This is a genomic window from Bradyrhizobium ottawaense, assembly GCF_900099825.1.
GTDB lineage: Bacteria > Pseudomonadota > Alphaproteobacteria > Rhizobiales > Xanthobacteraceae > Bradyrhizobium > Bradyrhizobium ottawaense_A.
The window spans coordinates 2,043,604-2,070,239 of the sequence record NZ_LT629693.1 but is presented as its reverse complement, the minus strand read 5'-3'; the positions used below and the strand labels follow the sequence as shown (position 1 = coordinate 2,070,239).

Annotated in this window: 24 protein-coding genes and 2 pseudogenes; 17 read left to right on the top strand and 9 right to left on the bottom strand. The window is 62.6% G+C overall.

What is annotated here, in order from left to right; all coding sequences use genetic code 11:
- Nucleotides 1-14: 14 nt before the first annotated feature.
- Nucleotides 15-986 (bottom strand): uroporphyrinogen decarboxylase, encoded by a 972-nt coding sequence (gene hemE / locus BLR13_RS09645; protein ID WP_433994277.1) that lies wholly within the window; start codon nt 984-986, stop codon nt 15-17.
- A gap of 200 nt (nt 987-1,186) precedes the next feature.
- Between hemE and BLR13_RS09640 the strand changes: the two genes are divergently transcribed.
- The 3 genes from BLR13_RS09640 (at nt 1,187) to BLR13_RS09635 (ending at nt 1,933) form a co-directional block, all read left to right on the top strand.
- Entirely contained in the window at nt 1,187-1,408 is a 222-nt protein-coding gene (locus tag BLR13_RS09640) for a hypothetical protein (protein WP_074825122.1), read from the top strand.
- A 17-nt stretch (nt 1,409-1,425) separates the two neighbouring features.
- Nucleotides 1,426-1,560: a hypothetical protein gene (locus BLR13_RS42225; protein WP_283806839.1), complete on the top strand. Its 135-nt coding sequence runs from the start codon at nt 1,426-1,428 to the stop codon at nt 1,558-1,560.
- A gap of 100 nt (nt 1,561-1,660) precedes the next feature.
- Nucleotides 1,661-1,933, top strand: a complete 273-nt coding sequence (locus tag BLR13_RS09635; protein WP_074825124.1) for a hypothetical protein — start codon at nt 1,661-1,663, stop codon at nt 1,931-1,933.
- Nucleotides 1,934-2,016: 83 nt separating this feature from the next.
- Here BLR13_RS09635 and BLR13_RS09630 read toward each other — a convergent pair.
- Together BLR13_RS09630 and BLR13_RS09625 are read right to left on the bottom strand one after the other, a co-directional pair.
- Nucleotides 2,017-2,196, bottom strand: a pseudogene (locus BLR13_RS09630) (SlyX family protein); the annotation flags it as partial.
- A gap of 28 nt (nt 2,197-2,224) precedes the next feature.
- Nucleotides 2,225-3,024: pseudogene (locus BLR13_RS09625) on the bottom strand (rhodanese-related sulfurtransferase).
- A gap of 202 nt (nt 3,025-3,226) precedes the next feature.
- Here BLR13_RS09625 and ggt point away from each other — a divergent pair.
- From ggt to BLR13_RS09610, 3 genes are all read left to right on the top strand, one after another.
- Nucleotides 3,227-4,813: a gamma-glutamyltransferase gene (ggt, locus tag BLR13_RS09620; protein ID WP_074825131.1), complete on the top strand. Its 1,587-nt coding sequence runs from the start codon at nt 3,227-3,229 to the stop codon at nt 4,811-4,813.
- 305 nt (nt 4,814-5,118) lie between these two features.
- Nucleotides 5,119-5,532 carry an FKBP-type peptidyl-prolyl cis-trans isomerase gene (locus BLR13_RS09615; protein ID WP_433994276.1) on the top strand — a complete coding sequence of 138 codons (414 nt, stop codon included), beginning with the start codon at nt 5,119-5,121 and terminating at the stop codon, nt 5,530-5,532.
- Between the two features lie 33 nt (nt 5,533-5,565).
- Nucleotides 5,566-6,549, top strand: coding sequence for a D-2-hydroxyacid dehydrogenase family protein (locus BLR13_RS09610; protein ID WP_074825137.1), 984 nt, complete (start codon nt 5,566-5,568; stop codon nt 6,547-6,549).
- Nucleotides 6,550-6,773: 224 nt separating this feature from the next.
- Here BLR13_RS09610 and BLR13_RS09605 read toward each other — a convergent pair whose 3' ends face one another.
- The gene (locus BLR13_RS09605; RefSeq protein WP_074825140.1) at nt 6,774-6,989 is read right to left on the bottom strand and encodes a CsbD family protein; all 216 of its coding nucleotides are present in this window, start codon (nt 6,987-6,989) and stop codon (nt 6,774-6,776) included.
- Nucleotides 6,990-7,128: 139 nt separating this feature from the next.
- Between BLR13_RS09605 and BLR13_RS09600 the strand changes: the two genes are divergently transcribed.
- Both BLR13_RS09600 and BLR13_RS09595 read left to right on the top strand, forming a co-directional pair.
- The gene (locus BLR13_RS09600; protein ID WP_074825142.1) at nt 7,129-7,662 is read left to right on the top strand and encodes a cupin domain-containing protein; all 534 of its coding nucleotides are present in this window, start codon (nt 7,129-7,131) and stop codon (nt 7,660-7,662) included.
- Nucleotides 7,663-7,695: 33 nt separating this feature from the next.
- Nucleotides 7,696-8,433, top strand: a complete 738-nt coding sequence (locus tag BLR13_RS09595) for an enoyl-CoA hydratase/isomerase family protein (RefSeq protein ID WP_074825146.1) — start codon at nt 7,696-7,698, stop codon at nt 8,431-8,433.
- A gap of 195 nt (nt 8,434-8,628) precedes the next feature.
- Here the strand turns inward: BLR13_RS09595 and BLR13_RS09590 are convergent, their stop codons facing one another.
- Nucleotides 8,629-10,155, bottom strand: a complete 1,527-nt coding sequence (locus BLR13_RS09590) for an amidohydrolase family protein (RefSeq protein WP_074825148.1) — start codon at nt 10,153-10,155, stop codon at nt 8,629-8,631.
- Nucleotides 10,156-10,334: 179 nt separating this feature from the next.
- Here BLR13_RS09590 and BLR13_RS09585 point away from each other — a divergent pair, with 179 nt between their 5' ends.
- Entirely contained in the window at nt 10,335-11,363 is a 1,029-nt protein-coding gene (locus BLR13_RS09585) for an alpha/beta hydrolase (RefSeq protein ID WP_074825152.1), read from the top strand.
- A 155-nt stretch (nt 11,364-11,518) separates the two neighbouring features.
- On the opposite strand, the gene BLR13_RS09580 is transcribed toward BLR13_RS09585, so the two are convergent.
- Nucleotides 11,519-12,664: a hypothetical protein gene (locus tag BLR13_RS09580; RefSeq protein ID WP_244525129.1), complete on the bottom strand. Its 1,146-nt coding sequence runs from the start codon at nt 12,662-12,664 to the stop codon at nt 11,519-11,521.
- Nucleotides 12,665-12,666: 2 nt separating this feature from the next.
- The gene (locus BLR13_RS09575; RefSeq protein ID WP_074825159.1) at nt 12,667-13,392 is read right to left on the bottom strand and encodes a FecR family protein; all 726 of its coding nucleotides are present in this window, start codon (nt 13,390-13,392) and stop codon (nt 12,667-12,669) included.
- Nucleotides 13,393-13,677: 285 nt separating this feature from the next.
- Between BLR13_RS09575 and BLR13_RS09570 the strand changes: the two genes are divergently transcribed.
- Complete coding sequence (locus BLR13_RS09570) at nt 13,678-14,886, top strand: phospholipid carrier-dependent glycosyltransferase (protein ID WP_079587929.1); 1,209 nt, start codon at nt 13,678-13,680, stop codon at nt 14,884-14,886.
- Nucleotides 14,887-15,026: 140 nt separating this feature from the next.
- Here the strand turns inward: BLR13_RS09570 and BLR13_RS09565 are convergent, their stop codons facing one another.
- Entirely contained in the window at nt 15,027-15,656 is a 630-nt protein-coding gene (locus tag BLR13_RS09565) for an OmpA family protein (protein WP_074831712.1), read from the bottom strand.
- A gap of 624 nt (nt 15,657-16,280) precedes the next feature.
- On the opposite strand from BLR13_RS09565, the gene BLR13_RS09560 reads away from it, so the two are divergent.
- The 7 genes from BLR13_RS09560 to BLR13_RS09530 all read left to right on the top strand — a co-directional run bounded on the left by BLR13_RS09560 (nt 16,281) and on the right by BLR13_RS09530 (nt 25,285).
- Nucleotides 16,281-16,511: a hypothetical protein gene (locus tag BLR13_RS09560; RefSeq protein ID WP_074825162.1), complete on the top strand. Its 231-nt coding sequence runs from the start codon at nt 16,281-16,283 to the stop codon at nt 16,509-16,511.
- Nucleotides 16,512-16,580: 69 nt separating this feature from the next.
- Nucleotides 16,581-17,762, top strand: coding sequence for a winged helix-turn-helix domain-containing protein (locus BLR13_RS09555; protein WP_074825165.1), 1,182 nt, complete (start codon nt 16,581-16,583; stop codon nt 17,760-17,762).
- Between the two features lie 269 nt (nt 17,763-18,031).
- Nucleotides 18,032-19,354 (top strand): MFS transporter, encoded by a 1,323-nt coding sequence (locus BLR13_RS09550; protein ID WP_074825168.1) that lies wholly within the window; start codon nt 18,032-18,034, stop codon nt 19,352-19,354.
- Nucleotides 19,355-19,721: 367 nt separating this feature from the next.
- Complete coding sequence (locus BLR13_RS09545; protein WP_074831713.1) at nt 19,722-20,828, top strand: efflux RND transporter periplasmic adaptor subunit; 1,107 nt, start codon at nt 19,722-19,724, stop codon at nt 20,826-20,828.
- Between the two features lie 24 nt (nt 20,829-20,852).
- A complete protein-coding gene (locus BLR13_RS09540; protein WP_074825171.1) occupies nt 20,853-24,005 on the top strand; it encodes an efflux RND transporter permease subunit in 3,153 nt (1,050 codons plus the stop codon).
- Nucleotides 24,006-24,024: 19 nt separating this feature from the next.
- A complete protein-coding gene (locus BLR13_RS09535; RefSeq protein WP_074825174.1) occupies nt 24,025-24,642 on the top strand; it encodes a TetR/AcrR family transcriptional regulator in 618 nt (205 codons plus the stop codon).
- 19 nt (nt 24,643-24,661) lie between these two features.
- Entirely contained in the window at nt 24,662-25,285 is a 624-nt protein-coding gene (locus tag BLR13_RS09530; RefSeq protein WP_074825176.1) for a flavin reductase family protein, read from the top strand.
- Here BLR13_RS09530 and BLR13_RS09525 read toward each other — a convergent pair whose 3' ends face one another.
- Entirely contained in the window at nt 25,286-26,584 is a 1,299-nt protein-coding gene (locus BLR13_RS09525) for a serine hydrolase domain-containing protein (protein ID WP_083387623.1), read from the bottom strand. It abuts the gene before it with no gap.
- Nucleotides 26,585-26,636 lie beyond the last annotated feature (52 nt).

Here is a 26,636-nt window from a genome sequence, read left to right as displayed (position 1 = left end):
GGCGCGTGGTTGGTTCAGCCTTTATATCCTCGCACGCGCTTCAGCATCTGCTCGACATGCGCGATCGGGGTTTCCGGCTGAATGCCGTGGCCGAGATTAAAAATGAACCGGCCGCCGGCGTAATTCGCCAGTACGTCGTCCACCGCGCGATCGAGCGCGGCGCCACCTGCGATCAGCACCAGCGGATCGAGATTGCCTTGCACGGCGACTCGGTTTTGCACGCGCTCGCGGATCAGTGACGGTTCGGCTGCCCAGTCGATGCTGACGGCGTTGACGCCGGTTGTTTCGACATATGCGGGAAGCTGCGCGCCGGCGCCGCGGGGAAAGCCGATGATCTTGGCGTCAGGCACCTGTGCGCGCACGCCGGCGACGATGCGCCTGGCCGGCTCGATCGACCAGCGCTGAAATTCACGCGGCGGCAGCACGCCGGCCCAGGTATCGAAAATCTGCAGCACGTCGGCGCCGGCCTTGAGCTGGTCGAGCAGGTACTGAATCGAATTCTCCACCAGCACGTCGATGATGTCGGCGAACGCCTCGGGATGCCGGTAGGCCATCATTCGTGCCGGGGCCTGGTCCGGTGTGCCTTGCCCGGCGACCATGTAGGTCGCGACCGTCCATGGCGCACCGCAGAAGCCGATCAAGGCGATGCGCGGATCGAGCTCGCGGCGCACGCGGCGCAGCGCCTCATAGACCGGCTCGAGTTTGCCGAAGTCGGCATGGCGCGCCAGCGTTGCCACTTTCTCGGGCGTATCCAGCGGATCGAGCCGGGGGCCTTCGCCGGCTTCGAAGCGGACGGATCGGCCGAGCGCGTAGGGGATCACCAGAATGTCGGAAAAGATGATCGCGGCATCGAAGTTGAAACGCCGGATCGGCTGCAGCGTCACTTCGGCGGCGTATTCCGGCGTGAAGCACAGATCGAGAAAACCACCCGCCTTGGCACGCAGCTCGCGATACTCCGGCAAATAGCGCCCCGCTTGCCGCATCATCCAGACCGGGGGCACCGGCTGGCGGTGGCCGGACAGCACTTCGATAAAAGGTTTGACGGCGGATTCCTGGGTCAATCGAAAAGTTCCTGCGGCCAGCTGATATTTTCGAGTTCCTGATACACGCAGGCCGCGGCTTAGCCAAGGCGAGACGCGGAACAACACGGAATACGGGGCGTTGTCTTCCTGAATGGAGGCCCCCTATGGCTGAGAAATTTGATCCCGCGCCGCATGACAAGCACGCTGCCAATCCGGTTGCCGCACTTGCCGCCGACAGGGAGATCCACGCCAGGCTCGAAACCGGCCTGATGGACAGCTTTCCGGCGTCTGATCCGGTGAGTGCCACGCAACCGGCGCCATCGAAGCCTGACGGCGATATCGACAACGAAACGCTCTGGGAAAAATTGCGCGCCGTCTTTCGGTAGCGCAGGCGGGTGAATCGATGCAAACCGAATTCAACCATGCTGCCAACGACTCGCCGCGCAGCGGCAGTTCGAAGTACGTCGTGCCTGCGGTTTGGGCGGTGATCGTGCTTGCGATGATCGTCGTCGCGATCTGGTTTGGCATGCGCGTGTGATGTCCTTTCATGCGTGACGCATGATCGGAATGTCTGAAGCGGAACAAATCACATTTCCGCGAATTGCTTTAGCGGTAATTAAATCCAAGAGGAGCAAGCGATGATCAAGCATATGGTATTGGCTGCCGTCGCAGTGGCCACAATTTCTATTGCGATGCCGGCGAGCGCGGAAGAAGTCGGTATGGGTGTTGGCCCGGTGGGCGTCACCGTAGGTACCGGTCACGGCGATCGCGACCGCGATCGCGACCGTGAAGTAGTTCGTGAGCGTGACCACCGTGATCGCGGCGAAACGGTTGTCGTGCGCCCGGGCCATGACAGGGACCGCGACTACGATCGTGACCACAAGACGGTTATCATCGACCGCGATCGCTAATCTGTTCGATTGAACTGACGAAGCGGCCTCCCTTGCGGAGGCCGTTTCTGTTTGTCGTTTTAGTCTTCTCTATTTCCCGGCGACTAGTAGTGCGGCGGCGGCTCGTTCGCCGGTCCCGGCGCATGGCTTTCGGCTTCCTGCAGACGTTCTTTCATCTCGGAAAGCTGGCGCTTCAGCCGGTCGATCTCGAGCCATTGCTTCGTGATCGTCTGATTCAGCGTTTCGATGGCCTCGTCCTGATAGGTCAGCCGCATTTCCAGGGCGTCGATGCGTTCGATCAGCGCGTTGCCGTCACTCATGGGAGCCATCGTTCGTTTTGTACTCGCGCAGGTCCTTGTGTTCGCGCAAGTCCTTTTGTTCAAGTAAGTCCTTTTGTTCAAGTAAGTCTTGGCCGAGCGCGACACGTTCGTCGAACACGAAGCATTCGCCGCGCCAGAGGCTTTCCGCCTCGGGGACGCCTTCCAGATAGCGCAGGATGCCTCCCTTGAGGTGATAGACTTCGTCGAATCCCTGCGCCAGCAGATAGGCGCTGGCCTTCTCGCAGCGGATGCCGCCGGTGCAGAACATGGCGATCTTGCGGCGCTTCTCCGGATCGAGCTTTTGCGCGGCGAATTCCTTGAACTGGCACTCCTTATTCCCGGATCGACCGCGCCGTCGAATGTGCCCATCGCCACCTCGAACTCATTGCGGGTATCGATGACCAGCGTGTCGGGTGCGGCAATCAGGGCGTTCCAGTCGGCGGGGTCGACATAGGTGCCGACCTGCCGCGTCGGATCGACGGCGGCGCCGAGCGTGACGATTTCCTTCTTCAGCCGGACCTTCATCCGCTGAAACGGCAGGTCAGAACTTTGCGAGAATTTCAGTTCGAGATTGTCGAGCCGGCCGCCGAACAGCGCGCCGCGCTGCAGTTCGGCCACCAGCGCGTCGATGCCCTCGGTGGGACCCGCCACCGTGCCGTTGATGCCTTCCTGCGCCAGCAGCACGCTGCCTTTCAGCCCGAGGCCCACGCAGATCGCGCGCAGCGGCTCGCGCAACTCCCGGAAATCCGGCAGCGCGGTGAATTGATAGAAGGCGGCGACTTTTAAGGGCATGGCGACCGTTTATCAGGCGGGCAGGGGTGGGGAAACCCCGCAAAACCGCGTGTATTCCGCGCATTTCCCCCAGGCCATTCCCTGGTATGCCAGCCATTGCCCTTCCCGGGATGAATATGCCAAGAAACGCCAGTAAACCTTCAAGTAAACCTGCCCATGCCGGTGGGGTGCCCAAAAATACGCTCATAAAGAAAGACTAGCGATGAGGAATTTCCATTTCGCCGGCCGCTCGACGGTCCATGCCCAGAACGCGATGGTGGCGACGTCGCACCCGGCGGCCGCGCTGGTGGCGGTCGATGTGATGCGCGCGGGCGGCACCGCTGCTGACGCGGCGATCGCGGCATCCGCGCTGCTCGCGGTGATCGAGCCGCAATCGACCGGCATCGGCGGCGATTGTTTCGCGCTGATCCAGCCGAAAGGCGAGGGCAAGATCGTGGCCTATAACGGCTCCGGCCGCGCGCCCGCGGCGGCCACGGTCGAATGGTATCTGGAGCGCAAGATCAACTCGGTGCCGCTGACCTCGGCCCATGCCGTCAGCATTCCAGGCTCTGTCGATGCCTGGGCGACCATCCTGCGCGATCACGGCAAGATGGGGCTCGACACTCTGCTGCAGCCGGCGATCAAGGCGGCGGAAGAGGGCTACATCGTCGCGCCCCGCATCGCGTTCGACTGGAAGAACGGTTTCGACAAGCTGAAGAATGGTACCAACACCGAGCGCTACCTGCTGCCGCATGGCAAGCCGGCGGCCGCCGGCGACGTGATCCATCAGCCTGAACTGGGCAAGACGCTGCGCGCGATCGCCAAGGGTGGCCGCGACGCGTTCTATTCCGGCGCCATTGCCGAGGACATGGTCGAGACGCTGCGCGGTATCGGTGGCCTGCACACGCTGGAAGATTTCGCCAGCCATGCCACCGAGACCACGTCGCCGATCGGCACGATCTACAAAGGCCACGACGTCTGGCAATGCCCGCCGAATGGTCCGGGTATCACCATGCTGGTCATGCTCAACATTCTCTCGCGCTTCGACCTGACCAAATTCCCGGCGCTCAGCGTCGAGCGCTTCCACCTTGAAGCGGAGGCCGCGCGCATCGCCTATATGATGCGCGAACAATATATCGGTGATCCCGCCCAGGTTCATGTCGACGTCGCCGGCATCCTGGCCAAGGAATTCGCCGAGGAGCACATCAGCAAGATCCGCATGGACGGACTGCTCGACCTGCCGAACGTCGCGCCGCCGATGAACCCGTCCACGGTCTACATCACGGTAGTCGACAAGGACCGCAACGTCTGTTCGTTCATCAACTCGATCGCGCATTCGTTCGGGTCGGCGATCGTTTCCAACAAGACCGGCGTGCTGCTGCAAAACCGCGCCGGCGGTTTCCGGATTCAGCCCGGCCATCCCAATTGCATCGCCCCGCGCAAGCGGCCGCTGCACACGATCATTCCGAGTCTCGCGACGAAAAACGGCCGCGCCGTGATGCCGTTCGGCGTGATGGGCGGCCAGTATCAGCCGGTCGGCCAGACCCATGTGCTGACCAACATGCTCGACTATGGCTGCGACGTGCAGGAAGCCATCGATATGCCGCGTGGCCTGCATTACGAGGGCGTCTACCAGCTCGAGGACAGCGTGCCGGCCGCGATCGTCGAGGGCCTGAAGAAGATCGGACACAAGACCACCAGCGTGGTCGGCCCGCTCGGCGGCGGCCAGGCGATCTGGATCGACTGGGACAAGGGCACGCTGGCCGGCGGCTCCGATCCGCGCAAGGACGGTTGCGCGCTCGGCTATTGAGCAACTGGTTTCGCAAGCTACCGGTCAGGCTGGAGCAATTAAGCATCTAGATTTTTTGGCGGGCGACGGGAGCTCTCCGTTTTCATCCTCGATCGCGAATTGCCCAGATCTCCCAGGCCGTCTGATCCAACAATAACGTTTGCTTGAACGCCGGGCTGGAGCTATCAGCCCGGCGCTTTTGCACGCGTCAAATGGGGTAGCAACACCGGTTTCCTTGCGCTAGACACGTCCGGCTCTATCGAGGAAAGGTATTTTCACAGATGCGATCTTCCCGACGCACCATCATCCAGACCGCGTTTGCCGCCATGGCGGCTGCGGTTGCCACGCCCGTTGCCTCCAGGATGGCATCGGCCCAGACCGCAGGAAAACCTATGACGACAGCTTCAGGTTTGCAGATCATCGACAACGCGGTCGGTACCGGCGCGTCACCGAAGCCCGGCCAGACCTGCGTCATGCATTACACCGGCTGGCTCTATGAAAACGGCCAGAAGGGCAAGAAATTCGATAGTTCCGTGGACCGCAACGAGCCGTTCGAGTTTCCGATCGGGCAGAAGCGGGTCATTGCCGGCTGGGACGAGGGCGTTGCCTCGATGAAGGTCGGCGGCAAGCGCACGCTGATCATTCCGCCCGCGCTCGGTTATGGCGCCCGCGGCGCCGGCGGCGTCATTCCGCCCAATGCGACGCTGATGTTCGACGTCGAATTGCTGGCGGTGAAGTAACCGCCCGAACGACAACTGACGGGGGAGCGCATCGTGAAAGTCTCGATCCTCGACGATTACTTCGACACGCTGCGCACCCTCGACTGTTTCCGAAAATTGGCCGGACACGACGTCACGATCTGGAACGACCACGTCCAGGACGTCGATGTTCTCGCCGAGCGCCTGCGCGATACCGAGGCGCTGGTGCTGATCCGGGAGCGGACGCAGATCCGCACACCGCTGCTCGAACGGCTGCCGAAGCTGAAGCTGATCAGCCAGCGCAGCGTCTATCCCCACATCGATATCGATAGCTGCAGCCGGCTCGGCATCGTCGTGTCGTCGAGCCAGCATGCGGACACACCGTCCTATGCGACGGCGGAATTCACCTGGGGGCTGGTGCTGGCAGGGATGCGCGCCATCCCGCAGCAGGTCGCTAATATGAAAGCCGGCAAATGGCAGATCGGCGTCGGCCAAAGCGTCGGCGGCAAGACGCTCGGCATCTATGGTTATGGCCGCATCGGCGCCGTCGTCGCCGGCTATGGCAAGGCGTTCGGCATGAAGGTGCTGGTATGGGCGCGAGAGCCGGCGATGGCAAAGGCACGCGCCGACGGCTACGCAACCGCGGCCAGCAAGGCCGAATTCTTCGAACAATGCGACGTGCTGTCGCTGCATATGCGCCTGGTCGACGCCACGCGCGGTATCGTCAAGGCCGAGGACCTCGCGCGGATGAAGCCTTCGGCGCTGCTGGTCAATACCAGCCGGGCGCCGCTGATCGAACCGAACGCGCTGGTCGCCGCCTTGCGCGCCGGCCGGCCCGGCATGGCAGCGGTGGACGTCTACGAGAAGGAGCCGCTCCGCGATGTCAACGATCCCTTGCTGAACCTGCCTAACGCGATCTGCACGCCGCATATCGGCTACGTCACCCGTGACGAATATGAGCTCCAGTTCACGGATATTTTTGACCAGATCGTTGCTTACGCTGCCGGCGCGCCGACCAACGTGGTCAATCCGGATGTGATGGCGAAAAGGCGGCAGTAGGCTCCCTCGCCCCGCGCTTGCGGGGTCGAGACGAGCGAAGCTCGCTCTTAGAGGGTTGGGGTGAGGGGCTCTCACCACGCATTCGGACTTGCGGATAGTCCCCCTCACCCGAATTGCACTGCGTGCAATTCGACCTCTCTCCGCAAGCGGGGCGAGGTAAGAAGCAGCCAATGAAAAAGACCGGCCCAATGGGCCGGTCTCTTCCATTTCAGATCGTATGCCGATCAGAGATTTTTGTTCGCCGACGCGGCCGCCTTGTTCACGGCATCCTTGGTGGCGTCCTTGGCGTCGCCGACGGCCTTCTGGCCCTTGCCCTTCAGTTCCTGGATCACGCCTTCGCCCTCCAGGCGCTCGGAACCGGTGGCCTCGCCGACACCCTGCTTGGCCTTGCCGATCGCTTCGTTGGTCGTGCCCTTGATCTTGTCTGCCGTTGCACCCATCGGAATTTTCCTTTGCACGCGGTTAAGCTTCGCCAGGACAAGTCGCAGGTGGGCCCGAATGTTCCGCTATTTGACTGGTTTGCGATCACGGTTTTATGTACGTTGCGGAACTCAAGGAAGATTTTCGGAAAGCAACAAGATGACCGGTCCTCACGATCACACCCATTCCCATCACGATCACGATCACGATCATTCGCACGGCGATGCCGAGCGCTGGAAGCATGACGGCGTTCGCGTCATTCCCGGCAACCAGCTCGATCCCAACGTGCCGTCGACCGCGGGCATGGACCGCAAGGCCGCGATCAATTTCGCCCGCGTCGGCGCGCAGAAATTATGGGCGGGCACCGTCACCATCCGGCCCGACGCCAAGACCGGCGCCCATCATCACGGCCATCTCGAAAGCATCATCTTCGTCGTCAAGGGCAAAGCGCGGATGCGCTGGGGCGAGCAGTTGCAGTTCACCGCCGAAGCCGGTCCCGGCGATTTCATCTTCGTTCCGCCTTACGTGCCGCATCAGGAGATCAACGCCAGCCGCGACGAGGTGCTGGAATGCGTGCTGGTACGCAGCGACGGCGAGGCGGTCGCGATCAATCTCGACATCGAGCCGGTGGAAAAGCCGGAGACGGTGCTGTGGATCGATCCCGTGCACCGCGATCCCGCCGAAAAGAAATAATAAGCGCAAAAATTGCGTGATACGGGAGGCCCCATGAAGCTCGTTCGCTACGAAAGCGCCGGCCACGTCGCTACCATCACGATGGATCGTGCCTCCGCCCATAATGCGCTCAACCCCGCTTTGTGCGAAGAGCTATGCGAGGCCTGGCGGCGGTTTCGCGACAGCGACGACCGCGTGGCGGTGCTGGCTGCCGCCGAAGAAGCGTATTTCTGTGTCGGCGCCGATGTGAGGGATTTTCCCGCCGACATGTGGCGGGCCGTTCCCGGATTGGGTGTCGAGCTGGACAAGCCGGTGATTGCCGCGACGTCCGGCTGGGTGGTCGGCGGCGGCTTCGTTCTGGTGCAGATGGCCGACATGTGCGTGGCGTCGGAGACGACGCGATTCAGCTATCCCGAGGTCAAAGTCGGCACCACCGGTGGCGGTGTCTCGTCGGTGCTGGCGCGTATGCCGCACAAGATCGCGATGGAGTTTCTTCTGGTTGGCGAAGAAATGTCGGCACAGCGTGCTTACGAGATCGGCTTCGTCAACAAGATCGCGCCGAAAGGGCAGCACGTCGTGCTCGCCCAGGAGATGGCTGCCAAGATCGCCGCCGCCGCTCCACTGGTGGTTCAGGCGCTAAAGCGGCTGGCGCGCGAGGCGATGCCGAAGGGGCCGCTGGAAACGGTCGCCGAAGTCCGCCGGCTGCTCGACCCGGTCCGAACCAGCGAAGATCTCAAGGAAGGCGTCAAGGCCTTCAGCGAAAAGCGCAAGCCGCAGTTCAAGGGCAGGTAAATAGCCCGACCTCTTCGCACCGTCATTGCGAGGAGCGCAGCGACGACTTGTCCGCCGTAGCTCCTGAGCGAAGGCGGAAGCAATCCATCCTTCCTTGTGGCGCCATGGATTGCTTCGCTTCGCTCGCAATGACGGCGGAGGCGACCCCCTGTTACTTTGCATGGGGTTGTTTTCGATATTTTAGTTAGGACGACCTTACACGAACACGCTGTGATCCATCGGCTTGTTCGGTACCACATAGCCATAGCGGATGTTCGACGGCTCTGGCCCGGCCTTCTCGTATTCCGCCTTCATCAGCGCAAACCGGTCGCCCTTGAGATCGAGCATCGCGCGCTTCGGCTGGATATTGTACAGCCGCGCATTGTTGTCGCCGAAGATCGCGGTCTTCACCGGACCGTCGGCGGCCCCCAGCGGCGCGTAGCCGAATTTCTTCTGCATCGCTTCGGGAATTTCGAGACGGCGCAGGCCTTCGATCTGCCACTGCGGTGCGCCGGTCCACAAGGCGTCGGTGCCCCAGCAAACGTGGTCGACGCCGAGCCCCTTGATCAGCGTGCCCATCAGCGCAGCACAGACATTGGGTTCGGCGACCAGCGTGGTCGCGAACAACTGTCCGACATCGCCATAGACATTGCTGACGCCGTATTGCGCAGGGATGTCGGCGAGATCGCTGGTCCAGGAGATGCGCCCGGTCCGGTCGAATTCGGCCAGCGCCTGTTTCGGATCGCCGCCGACATGGCGATAGGCCGAGTGGTAGACGATGAAATTGAGCTGCGGCCAGTCCTTGGCGGCCTGCCCGACGTCAGCGACATCGGCGAAGCCCCGCAAATTGGGATACTGCTTTTCGATTCCGGGCGGAAACAGTCCCTTGTGCACGCAGACATTCTTGATGCCTGCTTTCACCATCTTCTCGTAGCCCTTGTAGGCGACGTTTTCGTCGTCCATCCGCCACGGATAGCGGCTGATTTCCTTATGGGTGTTGTCGCCGACCGTATAGCCCTTGCAGGATTCCGGCTTCAGCGCGAGCCCGGCGTCGAGCTTGTCGAGCCAGCCGGGCTGCCCCGGCGTAAAGATCATGTGCGAAAACACCCGCCGCGAACCGGCCTCGTCGTTGATCTTCCTGCGGGCATCGGCCATCTGCTCGTTGGTCAGGAACCAGTCCTGCTCGATATCGGATGGCGCGGACGAGATCAGCGAGATCTTGGTGTCGGAGTCGAGAAACATCTCCTTTTTGTAGTTGTTGAATTTCAGGTCCTCGATGGTCTGCTCGTGATCGCTGAGCTGCTTGTTCCAGCCGGCCTTGCCGACCGCGGCGCGCATGTTGACGAACGTCATGATGCGGGTGTCGTCACGCAGGAAATGCGTGTGCATGTCCATGATGAACTGGTCTTTCAGCGCGGCGGCACGTTCCTGCGCCATCGCCGGCGTGGCGGCCTCCGCCTTCGTAACGTCGAACAGCGGTCCATAGACCTCGTTCATCGCCACGAAGGACGCGGCCATGCCGGCGGCGGTCTGGAAAAACCGGCGGCGGTCAAGGCCCTGCTTGCCGCCGAGATCGTCGGCCATCGCCAGCAGCCGCGCCTCGACCTCGCGCTGCCGTTCATTCTGCGGGTCGGGGTAAAATTCGTCGCTGGAGACGATCTGCGTCGGGATCGGCGTCTGGTACTGGCACAATTCGGACGGCATCAACGCGGCGAGTTCTTCTTCGGTGAGATTGCTGCTCATGCGTTCGCTCCCTGGCCTGATTGGCTGGCCAAGGATAAGCCCCGCAACCCCCGGCTGTCAGCCTGTTCCGCGCGTGATCGCGCGATGTTGTTTTCGCGGTGCAGCGCACACCTGCTTTCAAAGCATCGGGCCCGTGTTAGAGTTTGCCCGAAGCAAGACGTCACGCGAGGAGAGAGACCATGACCGATTCCGGACATCCGTTGGCGCGGCGTACGGTGCTTGGGGCCATCGGCCTCGGAGGGCTTGGTGCCGCGGCGGCTGCCGCGATGCCGGCGCAGGCCGCGACGGCAGTCGCCTCGGAAGGCGGCGAGATCTGGAGCAGCGAGTATTGGACCAAGAAGGGCGACATCCCGCTGTGGATATTTCGCAAGCGGATCGGCGCGCCGAAAGCGGGCGAGCCGGCGCGGCCGGTAGTGTTCTTTGTCCACGGTTCGTCGGTGACCTCGCGGGTGTTCGATCTCAACGTGCCCGGCAAGGGGGAATATTCCGTGATGAACGAGTTTGCCCGTTACGGCTTTGACGTCTGGACCATGGACCACGAGAATTACGGCAAGTCCGGCCGCACCGCGGGCAATGCCGACATCGCCAGCGGCGCCGAGGATCTGAAGGTCGCGGTCGAGCTCATCGCGCGCGAGACCGGCCAGCAGAAAGTGCATTTCGTCGGCGAGTCCTCAGGCGCGCTGCGCGCCGGGGCCTTTGCGATGCTGGCGCCCGACCGTGTCGACCGTCTGGTGTTCGCCGCTTTCACCTACAAGGGCCAGGGTTCGCCGACGCTGACCAAGCGCGCCGAGCAGCTCGCCTATTATCGCTCGCACAACATGCGTAAGCGCGACCGCGAAATGATCCGCTCGATCGCGACCCGCGACAAGCCCGGCACTTCCGATCCCGCCGCGATCGAGGTGCTGGCGGATGTCGAGATGCAGTTCGGCGACCAGATTCCGACCGGCACCTATCTCGACATGACCGCCAACCTGCCGGTGGTGCATCCGGAGAAGGTGCTGGCGCCGGTGCTCTTGGTCCGCGGCGAGTATGACGGCATTGCCACCGTCGCCGATCTCGAGGAGTTCTATAACAAGCTGCCGAACGGCGATCGCCAGTTCATCATCCTGCCCGGTACCGCCCATTCGGTGGCGCTGGCGATCAACCGGCAATTGTTCTGGCACGTGACGCGGGCGTTCTTGACGATGCCGACGCCGATTGCGACGTGAGGGGAGCGCAAGGTCCCAACAGCGTCATTGCGAGCCAACGGGGCGCGCGAATGCGCGCCCGATGACAGGCTCCGCGAAGCAATCCATCTCGCCGCGTAAAGAAAGAATGAATTGCTTCGCTGCGCTCGCAATGACGGTTGGGTGAACGGACGCCGCTAATAACTGATCCGCAATCCGACGCCGCCGTGGATGGTGTTGCCGACCGGTTGCGGGCCGGCGGTGCCGTTGAGGAAGAGATCGGCGACCCAGCCCTTGGTGATCCGGAAGCCGAGGCGGCCGCCATATTCGAACCAGCCCTGGTTGCCGATGGTCGGCACCACGGTGCCGTCGCCGGTCACGGTGGCGATGATGCCGGAGCGCGTCGCAAACGACTGCACCCAGCCGCCGTTGACATTGGCTTCGACGTTCGAGCCGAACAGATGTGTCCACTGTCCGCCGACCTTGACGAGGCTGGTACGGTCGGTGCCGCCGGCGATCGAGGCGTCGAACGGATTTAACGGTACGCCGGCCGGATCGGTGTAGCCGTTGACCCGTTGCCACAATTGCCACACCTCGACGGAGGCCGCGACTTCATCGCGCGGCGACAGCCGGCTCATCCAGCCGGCGCGGCCGTACACGGCGTAATTGCTGGCGGTGGTCTGGCTGTCCAGCGATACCGCGCCGAGGCTCGTCGTATAACTGCGGGTGTAACGCACCTTCTCGTAAGGCGTCAGGATAGTGCCGATATCGAAGAACGGCCGCGACGATCCCCAGTCGACGAAATCATAGCGCAGCGCGAAGGCGCCGATCGGCGCGCTGGTGACGCTGTAGCCGCCCTCGCTGTATTGGGTATAGGCGATGCCTGCCAGTAGCGACAGGTTGTCAGTCAGGCTCTTGCGGCCGTGAATGCCGGCCGAGAACGAGCCCGCCGAGCCGAACGCGCTGACGCAGTCGCTGCAGTTGACCTGCTCGTTGACGCCGAGCAGCACGGTGCCGAGCACGCGGTTGGTGATCATCTGGTTGAAGCGTTGCTTGGCCAGATCGTTGACCGAGTTGCCGCTGGAGTCGGCGCCGGTGGTTGTCGGCGTTGGCGTCGAACTCGAAGTCGATGTTGAGGTAGAACTCGAAGTGGACGTCGAGGTGCTGCACCCGGTCCCTGCCTGGGACTCCGAATTAACGCTGTCCGAATTATAGGTGCCCGTCGACGTCCCGCAGGAAAGGGATTGCGCGTGGACAATGCCCGACTCGTCGCGCAGAAAAAACAGCGACACCGCGACCAGCATGGTGCCGAAGACGATCCAGCCTCGTGAGGGGTTTGCCATCGTCAGCGCCCGCACAGCATGCCGGTGGGGTCGCTGCCGTCATCGACGGTAGGCACCACCGTCGGCGTCGCGTCCGCATATTGCGTGGTGCTGCAGAGGCCCGCGGCCGCGCTGCAGGTCTTGGCGAAGGTCCACGGCGAATTATTGGTCTTCTTGATCGTCGTCTTGCCACCGCTCACGGTGATGATGGCGGTGTCGCCGGGCTGCGTCAGCTGAATGCAGTCAAACGCGAGCGTGCAGACCGAGGCTGCGCCTTCCTGCAGGTTGACGATGGTCGGGCCGCGCGGCTGCGACAGGATATCCAGGATGGTGCCGCGGACGCCGATGGTCGCCAGCGGCGTCGTGATCTTGTAGGCGGCCTTTTCCGAATGGCCGGTCACGAAGCGGAAGGCGCCCGACGTCAGCCGTACCGCGACGTCGCGATAATGGTGCTCGTCGTCGAACACGGCACGGTCGAGCTTGAGCGTCGCATTCGGACCGAGCGACAGATTGGTGCTGTCGGCCATCACCAGCCGCGTCGCGCTGTCGAGGCCGGTGCGCACGACCTCGTCGCGCAGCAATCCATCGCCGACATTGATCTGGCTGGTCGAAGACGCGGCGACGCGGAGAACTTCATTTTTAACGACGGCGGCTTCGCCGACACGCGTGGGAGCTTGAGCCGACGCTGAATCGATGCCCGCCACAAGGCAGATTCCCAGCACCGCAAAAATGTAGTTACGCGCAATCATTTCCCACCGTACAATCTATGCCGGTCATCGTACCGGATAGTGCGGGCCGGCGATGTTGTAATTTTATCACAAGCTTGTCCCACTTTACCGGCCCGTCGATTAGTGACCTCCAGACGAAAAAAAGTTCAACGCGATCGATCGCAAAGTGCTGCTCCTTCCACAGAGCTGCGCGCGACGGAAGATTCGGGTGGAGCCGCTGTCGAATCGCCGTTTGTTCCGCAAAATCAGGCGTGGAAGATCGTGGCAATTTCTGTCGCGATTTTCGTCGTCGCGCATCTTGCCTTGATGATCGGATTAACCACACCCGACAAGATCAATTTCGACGAAGTACATTACGTGCCCGCGGCAAAGCAGTTGCTTGAACCGGGTGTACCGAACCCGTTGCTCAACCCGATGCATCCGCCATTGGCAAAGCAGTTCATGGCGTTGTCGATTCGCGCCTTCGGGGATAACTCGCTCGGCTGGCGCTATCCCAGCGTCGTGTTCGGGGCGCTGGCGATTGTTGCGATGTATCTTTGCGGGCTGGCGTTGTTTGCAGCCCAGGGGCCGGCGCTCGCGACCGCGCTGCTGACGTTCCTCAACCAGATGGTGTTCGTGCAATCGCGTATCGCGATGCTGGATATTTACACGCTGGCATTCGATCTGCTGGGTGTTGCGGCGTTCATCCATGGAATCAGGAAGCAGAAACCGGAGATCGCGTTCGCGCTGGCCGGCCTCGCTTTCGGCCTCGCGACAGCCTGCAAATGGAGCGGGTTGTTTCCGCTCGGCGTATGTATCGCGATCGTTGCCGTCATCCGCCTGATGCAGGGCTGGCGCACCTCATTCGCGGACGCCAATGCCGACGACTGGTATCAACCGGACCGCTGGCCCGAATTCAGGTACTACCACTTTGCCGTCTGCCTAGTGCTGGTTCCGGCGCTTGCCTATTACGTGACCTACATTCCCCTATACGGATTGTCGATCGGCGATTTCATCGAGGCACAGCGCCGGATCTTTGTCGAGAACTCAGGTTCGCATCCGCCGCATCCCTATATGAGTTCGTGGCCGTCATGGCCGCTGTTGATGCGGCCGATCTGGTTTCAGTTCGACAAACTTGCCGACGACCGGTTTCAGGCGATCGTCTTTCTCGGCAATCCGCTGATCCTGTGGCCCGCATTGGTGGCGCTCGGCATCTGCCTGAGGGACTGGATCGTGAGGCGTCGCGCCGATGCGTTTCTGATTCTGGCGTTTTACCTCGGCCCATGGTTGGCGTGGGCGGCGCTGCCGCGTACCATCGGCTTCATCTATTACTATCTGCCGTCGGCGACGATCGCGACGCTCGCGCTGGTCTATGCGTTCACGCAAGGCGAGCGGGCGCCGCCGCGCTGGATGTTGTGGACGTTCGTCGCGGCGGCATCGTTCGGATTCGTGGCGATGTTGCCGATCTCGGTGGCGTCCTTGGGTACGTCGATGGAAACGTATCGTCGCCTGATGATCTTCCAGAGCTGGATCTGAGGCGAGGTCGCCTCGCGCATAGTGCCGATGAGGGCGCGGTGCTTCGGTTGCAGCCGGGCGGTGAGGCGGGCGCGGCGGCCCTCGCTTCCCCAAAATGAAATCCGCCTGCCGGAGGGGGCAGGCGGATCAATTTCTAGGCGTCACTTTGACGCGGTCTTGGTGTCCATGTTGACGACCTGGACGCGGCGGTTGGCCGGATCCATTGGCGCGTTCGGATCCTTCGGCTGGGTCTTGCCGTAACCGACGGTCACGAGGTTGGCGCCGACGATGCCGTATTTGTCGGTCAGATACTTCTTGATCGTATCGGCGCGCCGCTCGGAGAGGTCCTGATTATAGGCCTCGCCGCCTATCGCATCGGTATGACCGGCGACCACGAAGGTCGAACCCTTCAGGCTGGCGTTCGCGAGCGCCTTGCCGAGTTCCTGCACCGACGGCATCGAGTCCTTGCTGATGTCGGCGGAGTTGTAGTCGAAGTGAATTTCGAGATCGATCTTCGGCTTGGTCGCGGCGATCTCGGCGATCTCCTGGCGCTCGCCGAGCGAGAGCGACCGGGTCTTCCGGTTGCGCAGCGTATTGACGAAGCCGGTTTCCTTGGCCTGCGTTGCGGTGTCCTCTTGGGTGCCGGTCGAAAGGCCGCGGGTCAGCGGCTTCGGCTTCAGCGCGCTCAGGAGCTGATCGGCCGAGACGGTGTCGCCTGCAAAGGCCAGGCCCGCCGTCATCGACAGCGCGGCGCCGATCGTCACGATGGAAAGTCCATTAAGGCGGGTCATTGTCGTGTTCCTCACGGGTTCCGCCAGCATGGCGTGCATGGCGTTTTGATGCTCGAAACATAGGACGGGTTCAAAGCCTCGAATGTGATTTAGGTCACGCTAGGACGTCCGGCTTCGGGCCGGGCGAGGGCGCCCGCGTCCCGGCGTCGATGTTTTGAGGCGGTCCTTGCGTCGTTCGCCTGATTTTGCGGTCACGTCGCTGCGTTGTTGGATCGGGTGATCGCAGCCAGCGCCGCGACGTGCAGCGCCGCCTGACCAGCCTCGGCTTCGACACCAAGGTTTCCGGCAAGTTCGACGACAACACCCGCGCGCCTTCTTCGGCGGCATGATGGGCGGATTGTTCCGCCGCTGAGCCCGCACTTCGAACGACAATAATAAGTGGCCAGCGGACCGTCTTTTTGATTCAAGTTACGAAGCGGTCTCAATGCCGTCGCGCAAGCGCCGATCTGTGGACAACAAATCGGCCAGATGGCGATCTAGCAAGACAGCTCACAAGAAAAGTCGAAGAATAAATCGTTCGAGACAAGCGAGACGGGCGGGGCGGTGTTTCAGTCGGTAAAGCGTCAGCGCGAGTATCAGGGCTATCGCCCCAGCACACCGGAGCCGGAAAGTTCCGGAAGTTCGATGCCGATCCTGATCGGCGCAGCCATGATCGCGGCGGCTATCCTGTTGTCGACACTGATCAATGCGCTCGGCAGCCGCTATGTCGGCGTCGAAAGCCCTACGGAAGAGACTGCCTGGCTGGTCGATCGCCTCACCGGCAGCGTCTATCGATGCCAGGCGACGGAACGTGGTCGGGCCTCCTGCGATGCCACGGTCACGACCGGCAGCATTGCGGAGCGGGCGAAGCATTGAGGTGACTCGCACGGCAGGTGCCTGTTTCCCGACTTCTCACGCGCGCGAATCCGACTACATTGCGCTGCAATGCCCCGCGCGACTGAACCCCATCCCCTGACCAAAGCCTGTGCCCGGCGGATCTGGCTCCGCGCCCAGCGGCTCGATACATCAGCGCCATTCGGCGCCGGGCCGCAGGCGACCGCGGCGGCGGTCGAGCATCTCGGCTATGTGCAGATCGACACAATCAACGTGATCGAACGCTGCCACCACCATATTCTCTATAGTCGTATCCCTGCCTATACCCGCGCGGATTTGCGCGTGGCCCAGAGCGCCGACAAAAGCGTGTTCGAATACTGGACGCACGCGCTGTCCTATGTGCCGGCGAAAGATTTCCGCTTCTTCGTGCCGCTGATGAAGCTGCACAAGCGTGAAGGCCACCGCTGGTTCGCTTCCGTCAAGCCGGAGGACACCCGCAAGGTGATGCGGCTGCTGCGGCGCGACGGCGCGCTCACCATCCGTGACATCGAGGACGATGTGCTGACGGAGAAGGAGCACCTGTGGCAGAGCCGCAAGCCGTCGAAGCGTGCGCTGCAGCTCGCTTTCTATACCGGCGAGGTGACGATCTCCGAACGCACCGGCATGCTCAAGACCTATGAACTGACGGCGCGGCATTTCGGCTGGGACCGACCGCCGAAGCCGGCCTCGTCAGCGGAGACCACGGCCTATTTGCTCGACCGCGCGCTGCGTTCACAGGGGGTGGTCAGCCTGGATTCGATCTGCCATCTCGATGCGCCGAGCAAGGCCGCGATCCGTCGCCTGATCGAGGCGCGGGTGCGGCGCAAGGAATTGACGCCGGTCGCACTCGAAGGCGCCGGCAAGCAGGAGCATTGGGTGCGGCCCGAGGTGCTGGAGCCGGACGCCGCGGCACCGGCAGGCGAGGGCGATGCCGGTCTCGTGCACATCCTGTCGCCGTTCGATCCCCTGATCATCCAGCGCAAGCGCACCGAATTGTTCTTCGGCTACGGCCACCGTTTTGAGGCCTATGTGCCGAAGGAGAAGCGTGTATTCGGCTATTTCGCATTGCCGGTGCTGGTCGGCGACGATATCGTCGCCGCCCTCGATCTCAAGACCGACCGGCAGAACCAGAAATTGCTGATGCAGAAATGGAACTGGGTCGGCAAGGGCGCCGCGCGCGGTGGCGCCAAAATCTACAAGCGCCGCATCGAGGAAGAGCTGGATCGGTTCGAGCGGTTTCAGTTGGCGGAGTGAGACGCCCGGTGCTCCCTAACTTATGCCCTTGATCAGCATCCGGCAGGTATCGGCGATGAAAGCCTTCTGCTTCGGCGGCGCGACCTTGAGTCGGTGCTAACGCTTCGCAAACGTAGTCGTCCGCGGACGTCGTTTCCTGCGTAGTTCTACGGGCATGCCAGCCCCCCCACCAACGGAATGCCCGCGTTGCGCCAGCGCGGGCATTCGCCGTTGCCAGACGTGAAAGCACTCGGTAATCCTCGACCCACAAGAAACCTCGGGGGAAACCAATGAGCCAATCCAGTACGCTTGCCACCACGCCTGTGAAGAGCGAGGTCGAGACGTCCACCATACGCACCATTTCGTGGCGGCTTATTCCGTTCCTGGTGCTGGCCTATTTCTTTTCCTATCTCGACCGCGTCAATCTCGGCTTCGCCGCGCTGACGATGAATGCCGAGCTGAAGTTCACGCCGCTGATCTTCGCCTGGGGCGCCGGCATCTTCTTCATCGGCTATTTCATCTTCGAGGTGCCGAGCAATCTGGCGCTGGAAAAATTCGGCGCCAGCCGCTGGATCGCCCGCATCATGGTGACCTGGGGCATCATCTCGGCGGCGATGGCGCTGGTGAGCGGCGAGACGAGCTTCTACGTGCTGCGCTTCCTGCTCGGCGTCGCCGAAGCCGGCTTCTTCCCCGGCATCATCCTGTATCTGACCTATTGGTATCCGGCGGAATATCGCGCGCGGTTTCTCGCGGCGTTTGCGATTGCCGTTCCGGTGTCGACCGTGATCGGTGCGCCGGTCTCCGGCCTGCTGCTCGGGCTCGACGGCGCGATGGGGTTGAAGGGATGGCAGTGGCTGTTCATCATCGAGGGCATTCCCTCGGTACTGCTCGGCATCGTCACCTGGTTCTATCTCACCGACAAGCCGGAGAAGGCTGACTGGCTCACCGCCGAGCAGAAGGCTTGGCTCGCGGCAAAGCTGCAGGCCGAGACCGCAACCAAGCAGGCGGCCAGCCACATGTCGCTCGGGCAGGCGCTGTCCTCGCCAAAGGTGATCACGCTGAGCCTGGTCTATTTCGGCTTCGTCGGCGCGCTCTATGGCATGCAGTTCTGGCTGCCGCAGATCGTGAAAGCGTTCGGCCTCAGCAACGCGCAGACCGGTTTCGTCACCGCGATCCCCTATCTGTTCGGCACCATCGCGATGATCCTGTGGGCGCGGCATTCCGACGCCAGCCGCGAGCGCGTCGCCCATGTCGGCGGGCCCTTGCTGCTCACCGCGGTCGCGCTCGGCGCTTCCAGCTACATCACCGACCCGACCACGACCATGATCGTGCTGACGGTGGCGGCGATCGGCGTGTTCTGCACCTTCGCGGTGTTCTGGACGCTGCCGACTGCATGGTTGTCCGGCACCGCAGCCGCCGGCGCGATCGCGCTGATCAATTCGATCGGCAACCTCGCGGGTTTTGGCGGACCCTACATCGTCGGCTGGATCAAGGACGCAACCGGCAGCACGTCGACGGGCCTGCTGGTGCTGTCGCTGTTGCCGCTCGCGGCCGGACTGCTGGTATTTCTCGGCGGCCACGACACCAAGACCGAATTCGCCACGGCGAAGTGACCGGCGGTTAGCCGGTCATTCCGGGGCGCGCGAAGCGCGAACCTCAGATGCGCAATTGCGCATCGGGGAATCTCGAACTTCCGGGTTCGATGCTGCGCATCGCCCCGGAACGACGGTGTCGTCTGGCCCCTGCGAACGCGGGTCCCATACGCCGCGGCTGTCGTGAGGGACACACGGACAGACACCTTCCTTCATCACCGAAGCCGGTGGCTATGGGTCCCCGCGTTCGCGGGGACGACAGCTAGTATGAGGCCCGCGAACCACCCCTTAACCCCGTTTCCCATCACGAATTCATGATCACTGACGAATATTGACATTCATCAGTTAGTATTCGACACTCTTCATCAGATCCGCGATGGAGAGTCCGATGTTCGCCCGTTCCATTTTTTCTAGCTATTACAGGCTCTTGACCGGGGCCGCGTTGGCGCTGGCAGTATTTGCGCTGACCGGCTGCAATGAAAAGGCGGCCGAGGTGGCTGCTCCCGGGCGCCCGGTTCTGGTCGCGACCGTGCATTACGAGGCGGAGTCGCCCGAGCGGAGTTTCGTCGGCACCATTAAGCCCCGGATCGAAACCGACATGGGTTTTCGGGTTCCCGGCAAGATCGAAAAACGTATGGTCGAAGTCGGCCAGACCGTCGATGTCGGCCAGCCGCTCGCCACCCTCGATGAGGTCGATCTGAAGCTGCAGGCCGAGCAGGCCGTGGCCGAATTCACCGCCGCCACCGGCGTGCTGGCGCAGGCCGGTGCCGCCGAACAGCGTGCCAAGGATCTGAGGGTCAAAGGCTGGACCACGGATGCGCAGATGGATACGAGCCGCGCCGCCGCCGATGAGGCCCGCGCGCGCCTCAACCGTGCCGAGCGCTCGGTCGAGCTGACGAAGAACTCTCTCTCTTATGCCACGCTGGTGGCCGACACCCGGGGCGTCGTCACCGCGACCCTGGTCGATCCCGGCCAGGTCGTGGCTTCCGGCCAGACCGCGATCCGCGTCGCGCGCTTTGCCGAGAAGGAAGCCGTGGTCGCGATTCCCGAGACGCTGGTCGGTCGCGCCAAGGAAGGCGTCGCCACCGTGACGCTGTGGTCGGATGCCGACAAGAAGTACGCCGCGAAGCTGCGCGAGGTGGCCCCCTCGGCCGATCCGGCGACGCGGACCTATCTCGCCAAATTCTCGCTGCCCGAAGCCGGCGACAAGGTCTCGCTCGGCATGACCGCGACGCTGACCCTGTCCGATCCCGCCACCGAGCGGGTGGCAAGGTTGCCGCTGTCGGCGCTGTTCAGCCAGGGCAGCGATCCCTCGCTCTACATCGTCGGAGATTCCGGCGAAGTGGTGCTGAAGCCGATCACCGTGAAGTCCTATGAAAGCAATTCCGTCGTGATCACCGGCGGCGTTCCTGAAGGCGCGAAGGTCGTAGCCCTCGGCGTACAGAAGCTCGATCCGGCCCAGAAGGTCCGGGTTGTTTCGTCGCTGTCGTTCTAAGCCTGACTAGCATTGGAGAGTGACATGAAGCGCTTCAATCTCTCGGGCTGGGCGGTAAGCCATCCGACCCTGATCCTGTTCCTGATGATCGCGCTGGGTGCGGCCGGCTTCGTCTCCTACCAGAAGCTCGGCCGCGCCGAGGATCCGTTCTTTACGGTGAAGGTGGTCAACGTCTCGGCGATCTGGCCGGGCGCTACCGCCCAGGAAATGCAGACCCAGGTCGCCGATCCCATCGAGAAGAAGCTGCAGGAACTGCCGTTCTTCGAAAAGGTGCAGACCTATTCCAAGCCGGCGTTCACCGCGATGCAGGTCACCTTCAAGGATTCGACCCCGCCAAAGGACGTGCCCTATCTGTTTTACCTGCTGCGCAAGAAGCTTGCCGACGTGCAGGGCCAGATGCCGGCGGGCCTGCTCGGTCCCGTCGTCAACGACGAGTTCTCCGACGTCGATTCGATCCTCTACATGATGACCGGCGACGGCGCTGATTACGCGCAGTTGAAGAAGGCCGCCGAAGGCATGCGCCAGCGGCTGTTGAAGGTGCCGGGCGTCACCAAGGTCGATCTCTACGGCACCCAGGACGAGCGCATCTACGTCGAGTTCTCGCATGCCAAGCTCGCCACGCTCGGCATCACGCCGCAGGCGCTGTTCGATTCGCTGGCCAAGCAGAACAACGTGACCCCGGCCGGTACGGTGGAAACCTCGTCGCAGCGCGTGCCGCTGCGCGTCACCGGCGCGCTCGACGGCGTCAAGGCGGTGGCCGAAACGCCGGTCGAAAGCAACGGCCGTGTGTTCCGTCTGGGCGACATCGCAACCGTCACGCATGGCTATGTCGATCCGCCGACCTTCATCGCCCGCCAGGAAGGCAAGCCCGCGCTCGGTATCGGCGTGGTCACCACCCGGGGCGCCAACATCCTCGAACTCGGCAAGGACGTCGAGAAGGCGGTCGCGGAATTCATGGCTGCGGTGCCGCAGGGCATCAATGTCGATCAGATCGCCGACCAGCCGAAGGTGGTCGAGCGCGCCGTCGGCGAGTTCGTGCATTCCTTCATCGAGGCGCTGGCGATCGTGCTGTTCGTTTCGTTTGTCGCACTCGGCTGGCGTACCGGCATCGTGGTGGCGGCCTCGGTGCCACTGGTGCTGGCGATCGTCTTCATCGTCATGAATGCGATGTCGCTCGATCTGCATCGGATTACGCTCGGCGCGCTGATCATCGCGCTCGGTCTTCTGGTCGACGACGCCATCATTGCCGTCGAGATGATGGTGGTGAAAATGGAACAGGGCTGGGACCGCGTGCGCGCGGCGTCCTTTGCCTGGGAATCAACTGCGTTTCCGATGCTCACGGGGACGCTGGTCACGGCCGCTGGCTTCCTCCCCATCGGCTTTGCCAATTCGGCGGTCGGCGAATATGCCGGCGGCATCTTCTGGATCGTGGCGATCGCACTGGTCGCCTCCTGGTTCGTCGCTGTGATCTTCACGCCCTATATCGGCGTCAAGCTGTTGCCGAACATCACCGTCAGCCACAACCACGATCCGCACGCGGTTTACGAGACGCGGATGTATCGCGGCCTGCGCCGCGTGGTGCAGTGGTGCGTCGATCACCGCGTCAAGGTGGTGCTGGCGACCGTCGGCGTGTTCGCACTCTCGATTGTTGGCTTCGGCCATGTCCAGCAGCAGTTCTTCCCGCTGTCGGAACGCCCCGAACTGTTCCTGCAGCTGCGCCTGCCCGAGGGCACCGCCTTCAATGTCACGGAAAAATCCGTCAAGAAGGCCGAGGCGCTGCTGAAGGACGACAAGGATATCGCGACCTACACCTCCTATATCGGCCAGGGTTCGCCGCGGTTCTGGCTCGGCCTCAATCCGCAACTGCCGAACGAGGCTTTTGCCGAGATCGTGATTGTCTCCAAGGACGTCGAGGCCCGCGAGCGGATCAAGGCGCGGCTGGAGAAGGCGGTCGATGACGGCGAACTGACCGAGGCGCGGGTGCGCGTCGATCGCTTCAATTTCGGCCCGCCGGTCGGCTTCCCGGTCCAGTTCCGCGTGATCGGCCCCGATCCGAACACGGTGCGCGACATCGCCTACAAGGTGCGCGACGTGATGCGGCAGAACGACAAGACCAAGGACGTTCAGCTCGACTGGAACGAACAGTCGCCTTACCTGAAACTGGTGGTGGACCAGGACCGCGCCCGCGCGCTCGGCCTCACCCCGCAGGACGTCTCGCAGGCGCTCGCCATGCTGATCTCGGGCGCGCCGGTCACCACCATCCGCGACGGTATCGAGAAGGTCGGCGTGATCGCGCGCGCGGTGCCGTCCGAACGGCTCGATCTCGGCCGCGTCGGTGACCTCACTGTGACGTCACGCAACGGCGTTGCGGTGCCGCTGCAACAGATCGCGAAAATCGAATACGCGCATGAGGACCCGATCCTGTGGCGGCGCAACCGCGACATGGCGATCACCGTGCGCAGCGACGTCGTCGACGGCGTGCAGGCACCCGACATCACCAGCCAGATCTCGCCAAAACTGCAGGAAATCCGCGATCACCTCGAGCCGGCCTACCGGATCGAGGCGGGCGGCGCGTTCGAGGAATCCGCCAAGGGCAATGCCTCGATCTTCGTGCTGTTTCCGCTGATGGTGCTGGTCATGCTGACGCTGCTGATGATCCAGTTGCAGAGCTTTTCGCGCCTGATCCTGGTGTTCCTGACCGCGCCGCTCGGCATCGTCGGTGCTTCGCTCGGGCTCAACGTCGCCAACCAGCCGTTCGGCTTCGTGGCGCTGCTTGGGCTGATTGCGCTGGCCGGCATGATCATGCGCAACGCGGTGATCCTGGTGGATCAGATCGAGTCCGACGTCGCCCACGGCCTGACGCGCCGGGAAGCCATCGTCGAAGCCACCGTCCGGCGCGCCCGGCCGGTGGTGCTGACGGCGCTCGCCGCCATCCTTGCCATGATCCCGCTGTCGCGCTCCGCCTTTTGGGGCCCGATGGCGATCACCATCATGGGCGGTTTGTTTGTTGCAACCTTCCTGACCTTGCTGTACCTGCCGGGCCTCTACGCCCTCTGGTTCCGCAAGAGCCTGGAAGAAAGCGGCGAAATCGAACAGCCTGATCTTGCGCCGCAGCATCCGGCCAAGGATCTGGTGACGCCTCCGCTCGCATTTCCGCTTGCCGATGCGGCGGAATAATTGAAGATTGTGTTCTGACATGACGCTGATTTCGGAAAATATCGAAACCGACACCCGGGAACGGATTCTCGTGGTGGCGGAGCGTCTGTTCCGGCAGATCGGCTACCAGAAGACCACGGTGGCCGACATCGCAAAGGAACTGCGGATGAGCCCGGCCAACGTCTATCGCTTCTTCGATTCGAAGAAGGCGATCCACGAAGGCGTGGCGCGCGGCCTGATGGGCGAGGTCGAGATCGAGGCGCAACGGATCGCCGACCGTGCGGGGCCGGCAGCGCCGCGCCTGCGCGAGCTCATGACGACCATCCATCGCATGAACTCGGAACGCTATGTCGGCGATTCCAAGATGCATGAGATGGTCGAGATCGCGATGGAAGAGGATTGGGGTGTCTGCGTCGCCCATATGGAGCTGATCACCCGGACCATCGGCAACGTCATCGCGCAAGGCGCCGCGGCCGGCGAATTCGAGGTAGCTGACCTGCAGGTGGCTGCGTTGTGTTCCTGCTCGGCCATGATCAAGTTCTTCCATCCGCAAATGATCGCCCAGACCGCCAACAAGCCGGGCCCGTCGATCGACCAGATGATCGACTTCATTCTGGCAAGTCTTTCGCCGCGTGCTAAAGGAGCGGTCCGGAAGTAAGCCATAAGGACCGCCTGCCGTGACGAGCAAAGACCTGCACAGCTACGAACCGAAGAACGGCCACGGCCTCAAGCACGATCCCTTCAACGCCATCATCGCGCCGCGCCCGATCGGCTGGATTTCCTCGCGGGACGGCAAGGGCAACGTCAATCTCGCGCCCTACAGCTTCTTCAACGGCTTTTGCTATACGCCGCCGATCATCGGCTTTTCTTCGACGTCCTGGAAAGACACCGTCCAGAACGTGAAGGATACGGGCGAATTCGTCTGGAATCTCGCCACCCTGGACCTGGCGAAACACATGAACGCGACGGCCGCCCATGTCGCGCCCGACGTCAGCGAGTTTCAGATCGCCGGATTGACGGCAGTGCCCGGCAAGCTCGTCAACGTGCCGCGGGTCGCGGAAAGCCCGGTGTCGTTCGAATGCAAGCTGACCCAGATCATCCAGTTGCAGGGCGCCAACGGCGAGAAGGCGAATGCCTGGCTGACGCTGGGTGAAGTGGTCGCCGTCCATATCGACAAGGCCATGATCAAGGACGGCGTCTATATTACTGCACTGGCTCGCCCGATCGTGCGCGCCGGCCGCCGCGGCGATTATTTCACCGTCAAGCCGGAAGACATGTTCGAGATGATCCGCCCGGATTGATCAATTGTCCTTGCCGAATGCGTCGTAAACCAGCTTTTTGAAAGCGGGCACGATGCGTGCGCGTTCGTTCTGGGTCTGCTCCAGCAGGATGTAGATCATGTCGAGATTCGGATCGACGCCGAAATAAGTGCCGCTGCCGCTGTCCCATTTAAGTTCGCCGATCGAGCCCGGCGGCGGCGGTCGGGCATTGCCGGGATCGGTGCGCACGGCGAGGCCATAACCGTAGCCAAAGCCATCGCCCGGAAAATAGTAATAGTCCCGCGCGACACCGGAATCGGCTCCGACATGGTCCGATGTCATCGTCTTGAATGCCGCCGGGCCAAGATACCGTTTCCCGTCAAGCTGGCCGCCGTTGAGCAGCATCTGCGCAAAGCGGGCATAGTCGGTCAGGGAAGATACCAGTCCGCCACCGCCGGATTCCCATTCCGGATGGGCGCGGCGTTCGGTCTCGGCGTCTTTCAGGATAGTGTCGCCCGGCAACGGCTCCGCCATTCGTGCGCGTTCTCCAGCGTCGTCCAGGACGAACTTGGTGCTGGTCATGCCCAGCGGATCGAAGAGGTGCTGCTTTTCGAACTGATACAGCGTCTGTCCGGATACGATCTCGATAATGCGGCCGATGACGTCGGTCGAATGGCCGTAACGCCAGAGCGTCCCGGGCTGCCGCGCCAACGGCAATTTTGCAATGCGATCGGCAAACGTCTTGTTGTCGTAACGCCCGTTGAAAAGCCCGGATTCGGAATAGGCCTTCATGATCAACTTGCCGCCGATATACTGGTAGGTGATGCCCGACGTTTGGCGCAGCAAGTCGGCGATCGTGATCGGCCGGTCCGCCGGAACGAGTTTCAGTGCAGCCGCTCCATCTGCCGCGACCCCGACCTTCACATCGGCAAATCCCGAGATGAACTTGGATGCCGGATCGGAGAGCGACATCTTGCCGGCCTCGATCAACATCATCGCCGCGAAGCTTGTAATCGGCTTTGTCATCGAATGCAGTGCAAAGATCGTATCGGGAGTCATCGGCGCCATGGTCGCGACGTCCTGGACGCCGAAACACTTCAGATAGACCGGCTTGCCGTGCTGCTGGATCAACACGACGGCGCCGGGCAATTTCCCGGAGGCAATTTCGTGGTTGAAGAATTCGGTGATGCGATCGAGCTTGTCCGGCGATGGGGCAGGCGTGTCGGCCGCACGGCTGGTCCCGACGGCGGCCCAGATCGCCGCCGAGACCGCCGCAACCCCGATTGATCGGGCGTACGACGCTCGGGGTCGGAAGATCGTATGATGAGCCAACGTCACCATGAGGCTTATTCGTTTGGTGATCGAATTGATCGATCTGGCGGAGATTTGGACC

What these genes read in the sequence shown, in the direction of transcription:
- hemE (WP_433994277.1), bottom strand. Translation starts at nt 986, where the DNA reads ATGATGCGGCAAGCGGGGCGCTATTTGCCGGAGTATCGCGAGCTGCGT.
- BLR13_RS09640 (WP_074825122.1), top strand. Translation starts at nt 1,187, where the DNA reads ATGGCTGAGAAATTTGATCCCGCGCCGCATGACAAGCACGCTGCCAAT.
- BLR13_RS42225 (WP_283806839.1), top strand. Translation starts at nt 1,426, where the DNA reads ATGCAAACCGAATTCAACCATGCTGCCAACGACTCGCCGCGCAGCGGC.
- BLR13_RS09635 (WP_074825124.1), top strand. Translation starts at nt 1,661, where the DNA reads ATGATCAAGCATATGGTATTGGCTGCCGTCGCAGTGGCCACAATTTCT.
- ggt (WP_074825131.1), top strand. Translation starts at nt 3,227, where the DNA reads ATGAGGAATTTCCATTTCGCCGGCCGCTCGACGGTCCATGCCCAGAAC.
- BLR13_RS09615 (WP_433994276.1), top strand. Translation starts at nt 5,119, where the DNA reads ATGGCGGCTGCGGTTGCCACGCCCGTTGCCTCCAGGATGGCATCGGCC.
- BLR13_RS09605 (WP_074825140.1), bottom strand. Translation starts at nt 6,989, where the DNA reads ATGGGTGCAACGGCAGACAAGATCAAGGGCACGACCAACGAAGCGATC.
- BLR13_RS09600 (WP_074825142.1), top strand. Translation starts at nt 7,129, where the DNA reads ATGACCGGTCCTCACGATCACACCCATTCCCATCACGATCACGATCAC.
- BLR13_RS09595 (WP_074825146.1), top strand. Translation starts at nt 7,696, where the DNA reads ATGAAGCTCGTTCGCTACGAAAGCGCCGGCCACGTCGCTACCATCACG.
- BLR13_RS09590 (WP_074825148.1), bottom strand. Translation starts at nt 10,155, where the DNA reads ATGAGCAGCAATCTCACCGAAGAAGAACTCGCCGCGTTGATGCCGTCC.
- BLR13_RS09585 (WP_074825152.1), top strand. Translation starts at nt 10,335, where the DNA reads ATGACCGATTCCGGACATCCGTTGGCGCGGCGTACGGTGCTTGGGGCC.
- BLR13_RS09580 (WP_244525129.1), bottom strand. Translation starts at nt 12,664, where the DNA reads ATGGCAAACCCCTCACGAGGCTGGATCGTCTTCGGCACCATGCTGGTC.
- BLR13_RS09575 (WP_074825159.1), bottom strand. Translation starts at nt 13,392, where the DNA reads ATGATTGCGCGTAACTACATTTTTGCGGTGCTGGGAATCTGCCTTGTG.
- BLR13_RS09570 (WP_079587929.1), top strand. Translation starts at nt 13,678, where the DNA reads ATGATCGGATTAACCACACCCGACAAGATCAATTTCGACGAAGTACAT.
- BLR13_RS09565 (WP_074831712.1), bottom strand. Translation starts at nt 15,656, where the DNA reads ATGACCCGCCTTAATGGACTTTCCATCGTGACGATCGGCGCCGCGCTG.
- BLR13_RS09560 (WP_074825162.1), top strand. Translation starts at nt 16,281, where the DNA reads ATGCCGATCCTGATCGGCGCAGCCATGATCGCGGCGGCTATCCTGTTG.
- BLR13_RS09555 (WP_074825165.1), top strand. Translation starts at nt 16,581, where the DNA reads ATGCCCCGCGCGACTGAACCCCATCCCCTGACCAAAGCCTGTGCCCGG.
- BLR13_RS09550 (WP_074825168.1), top strand. Translation starts at nt 18,032, where the DNA reads ATGAGCCAATCCAGTACGCTTGCCACCACGCCTGTGAAGAGCGAGGTC.
- BLR13_RS09545 (WP_074831713.1), top strand. Translation starts at nt 19,722, where the DNA reads ATGTTCGCCCGTTCCATTTTTTCTAGCTATTACAGGCTCTTGACCGGG.
- BLR13_RS09540 (WP_074825171.1), top strand. Translation starts at nt 20,853, where the DNA reads ATGAAGCGCTTCAATCTCTCGGGCTGGGCGGTAAGCCATCCGACCCTG.
- BLR13_RS09535 (WP_074825174.1), top strand. Translation starts at nt 24,025, where the DNA reads ATGACGCTGATTTCGGAAAATATCGAAACCGACACCCGGGAACGGATT.
- BLR13_RS09525 (WP_083387623.1), bottom strand. Translation starts at nt 26,584, where the DNA reads ATGGTGACGTTGGCTCATCATACGATCTTCCGACCCCGAGCGTCGTAC.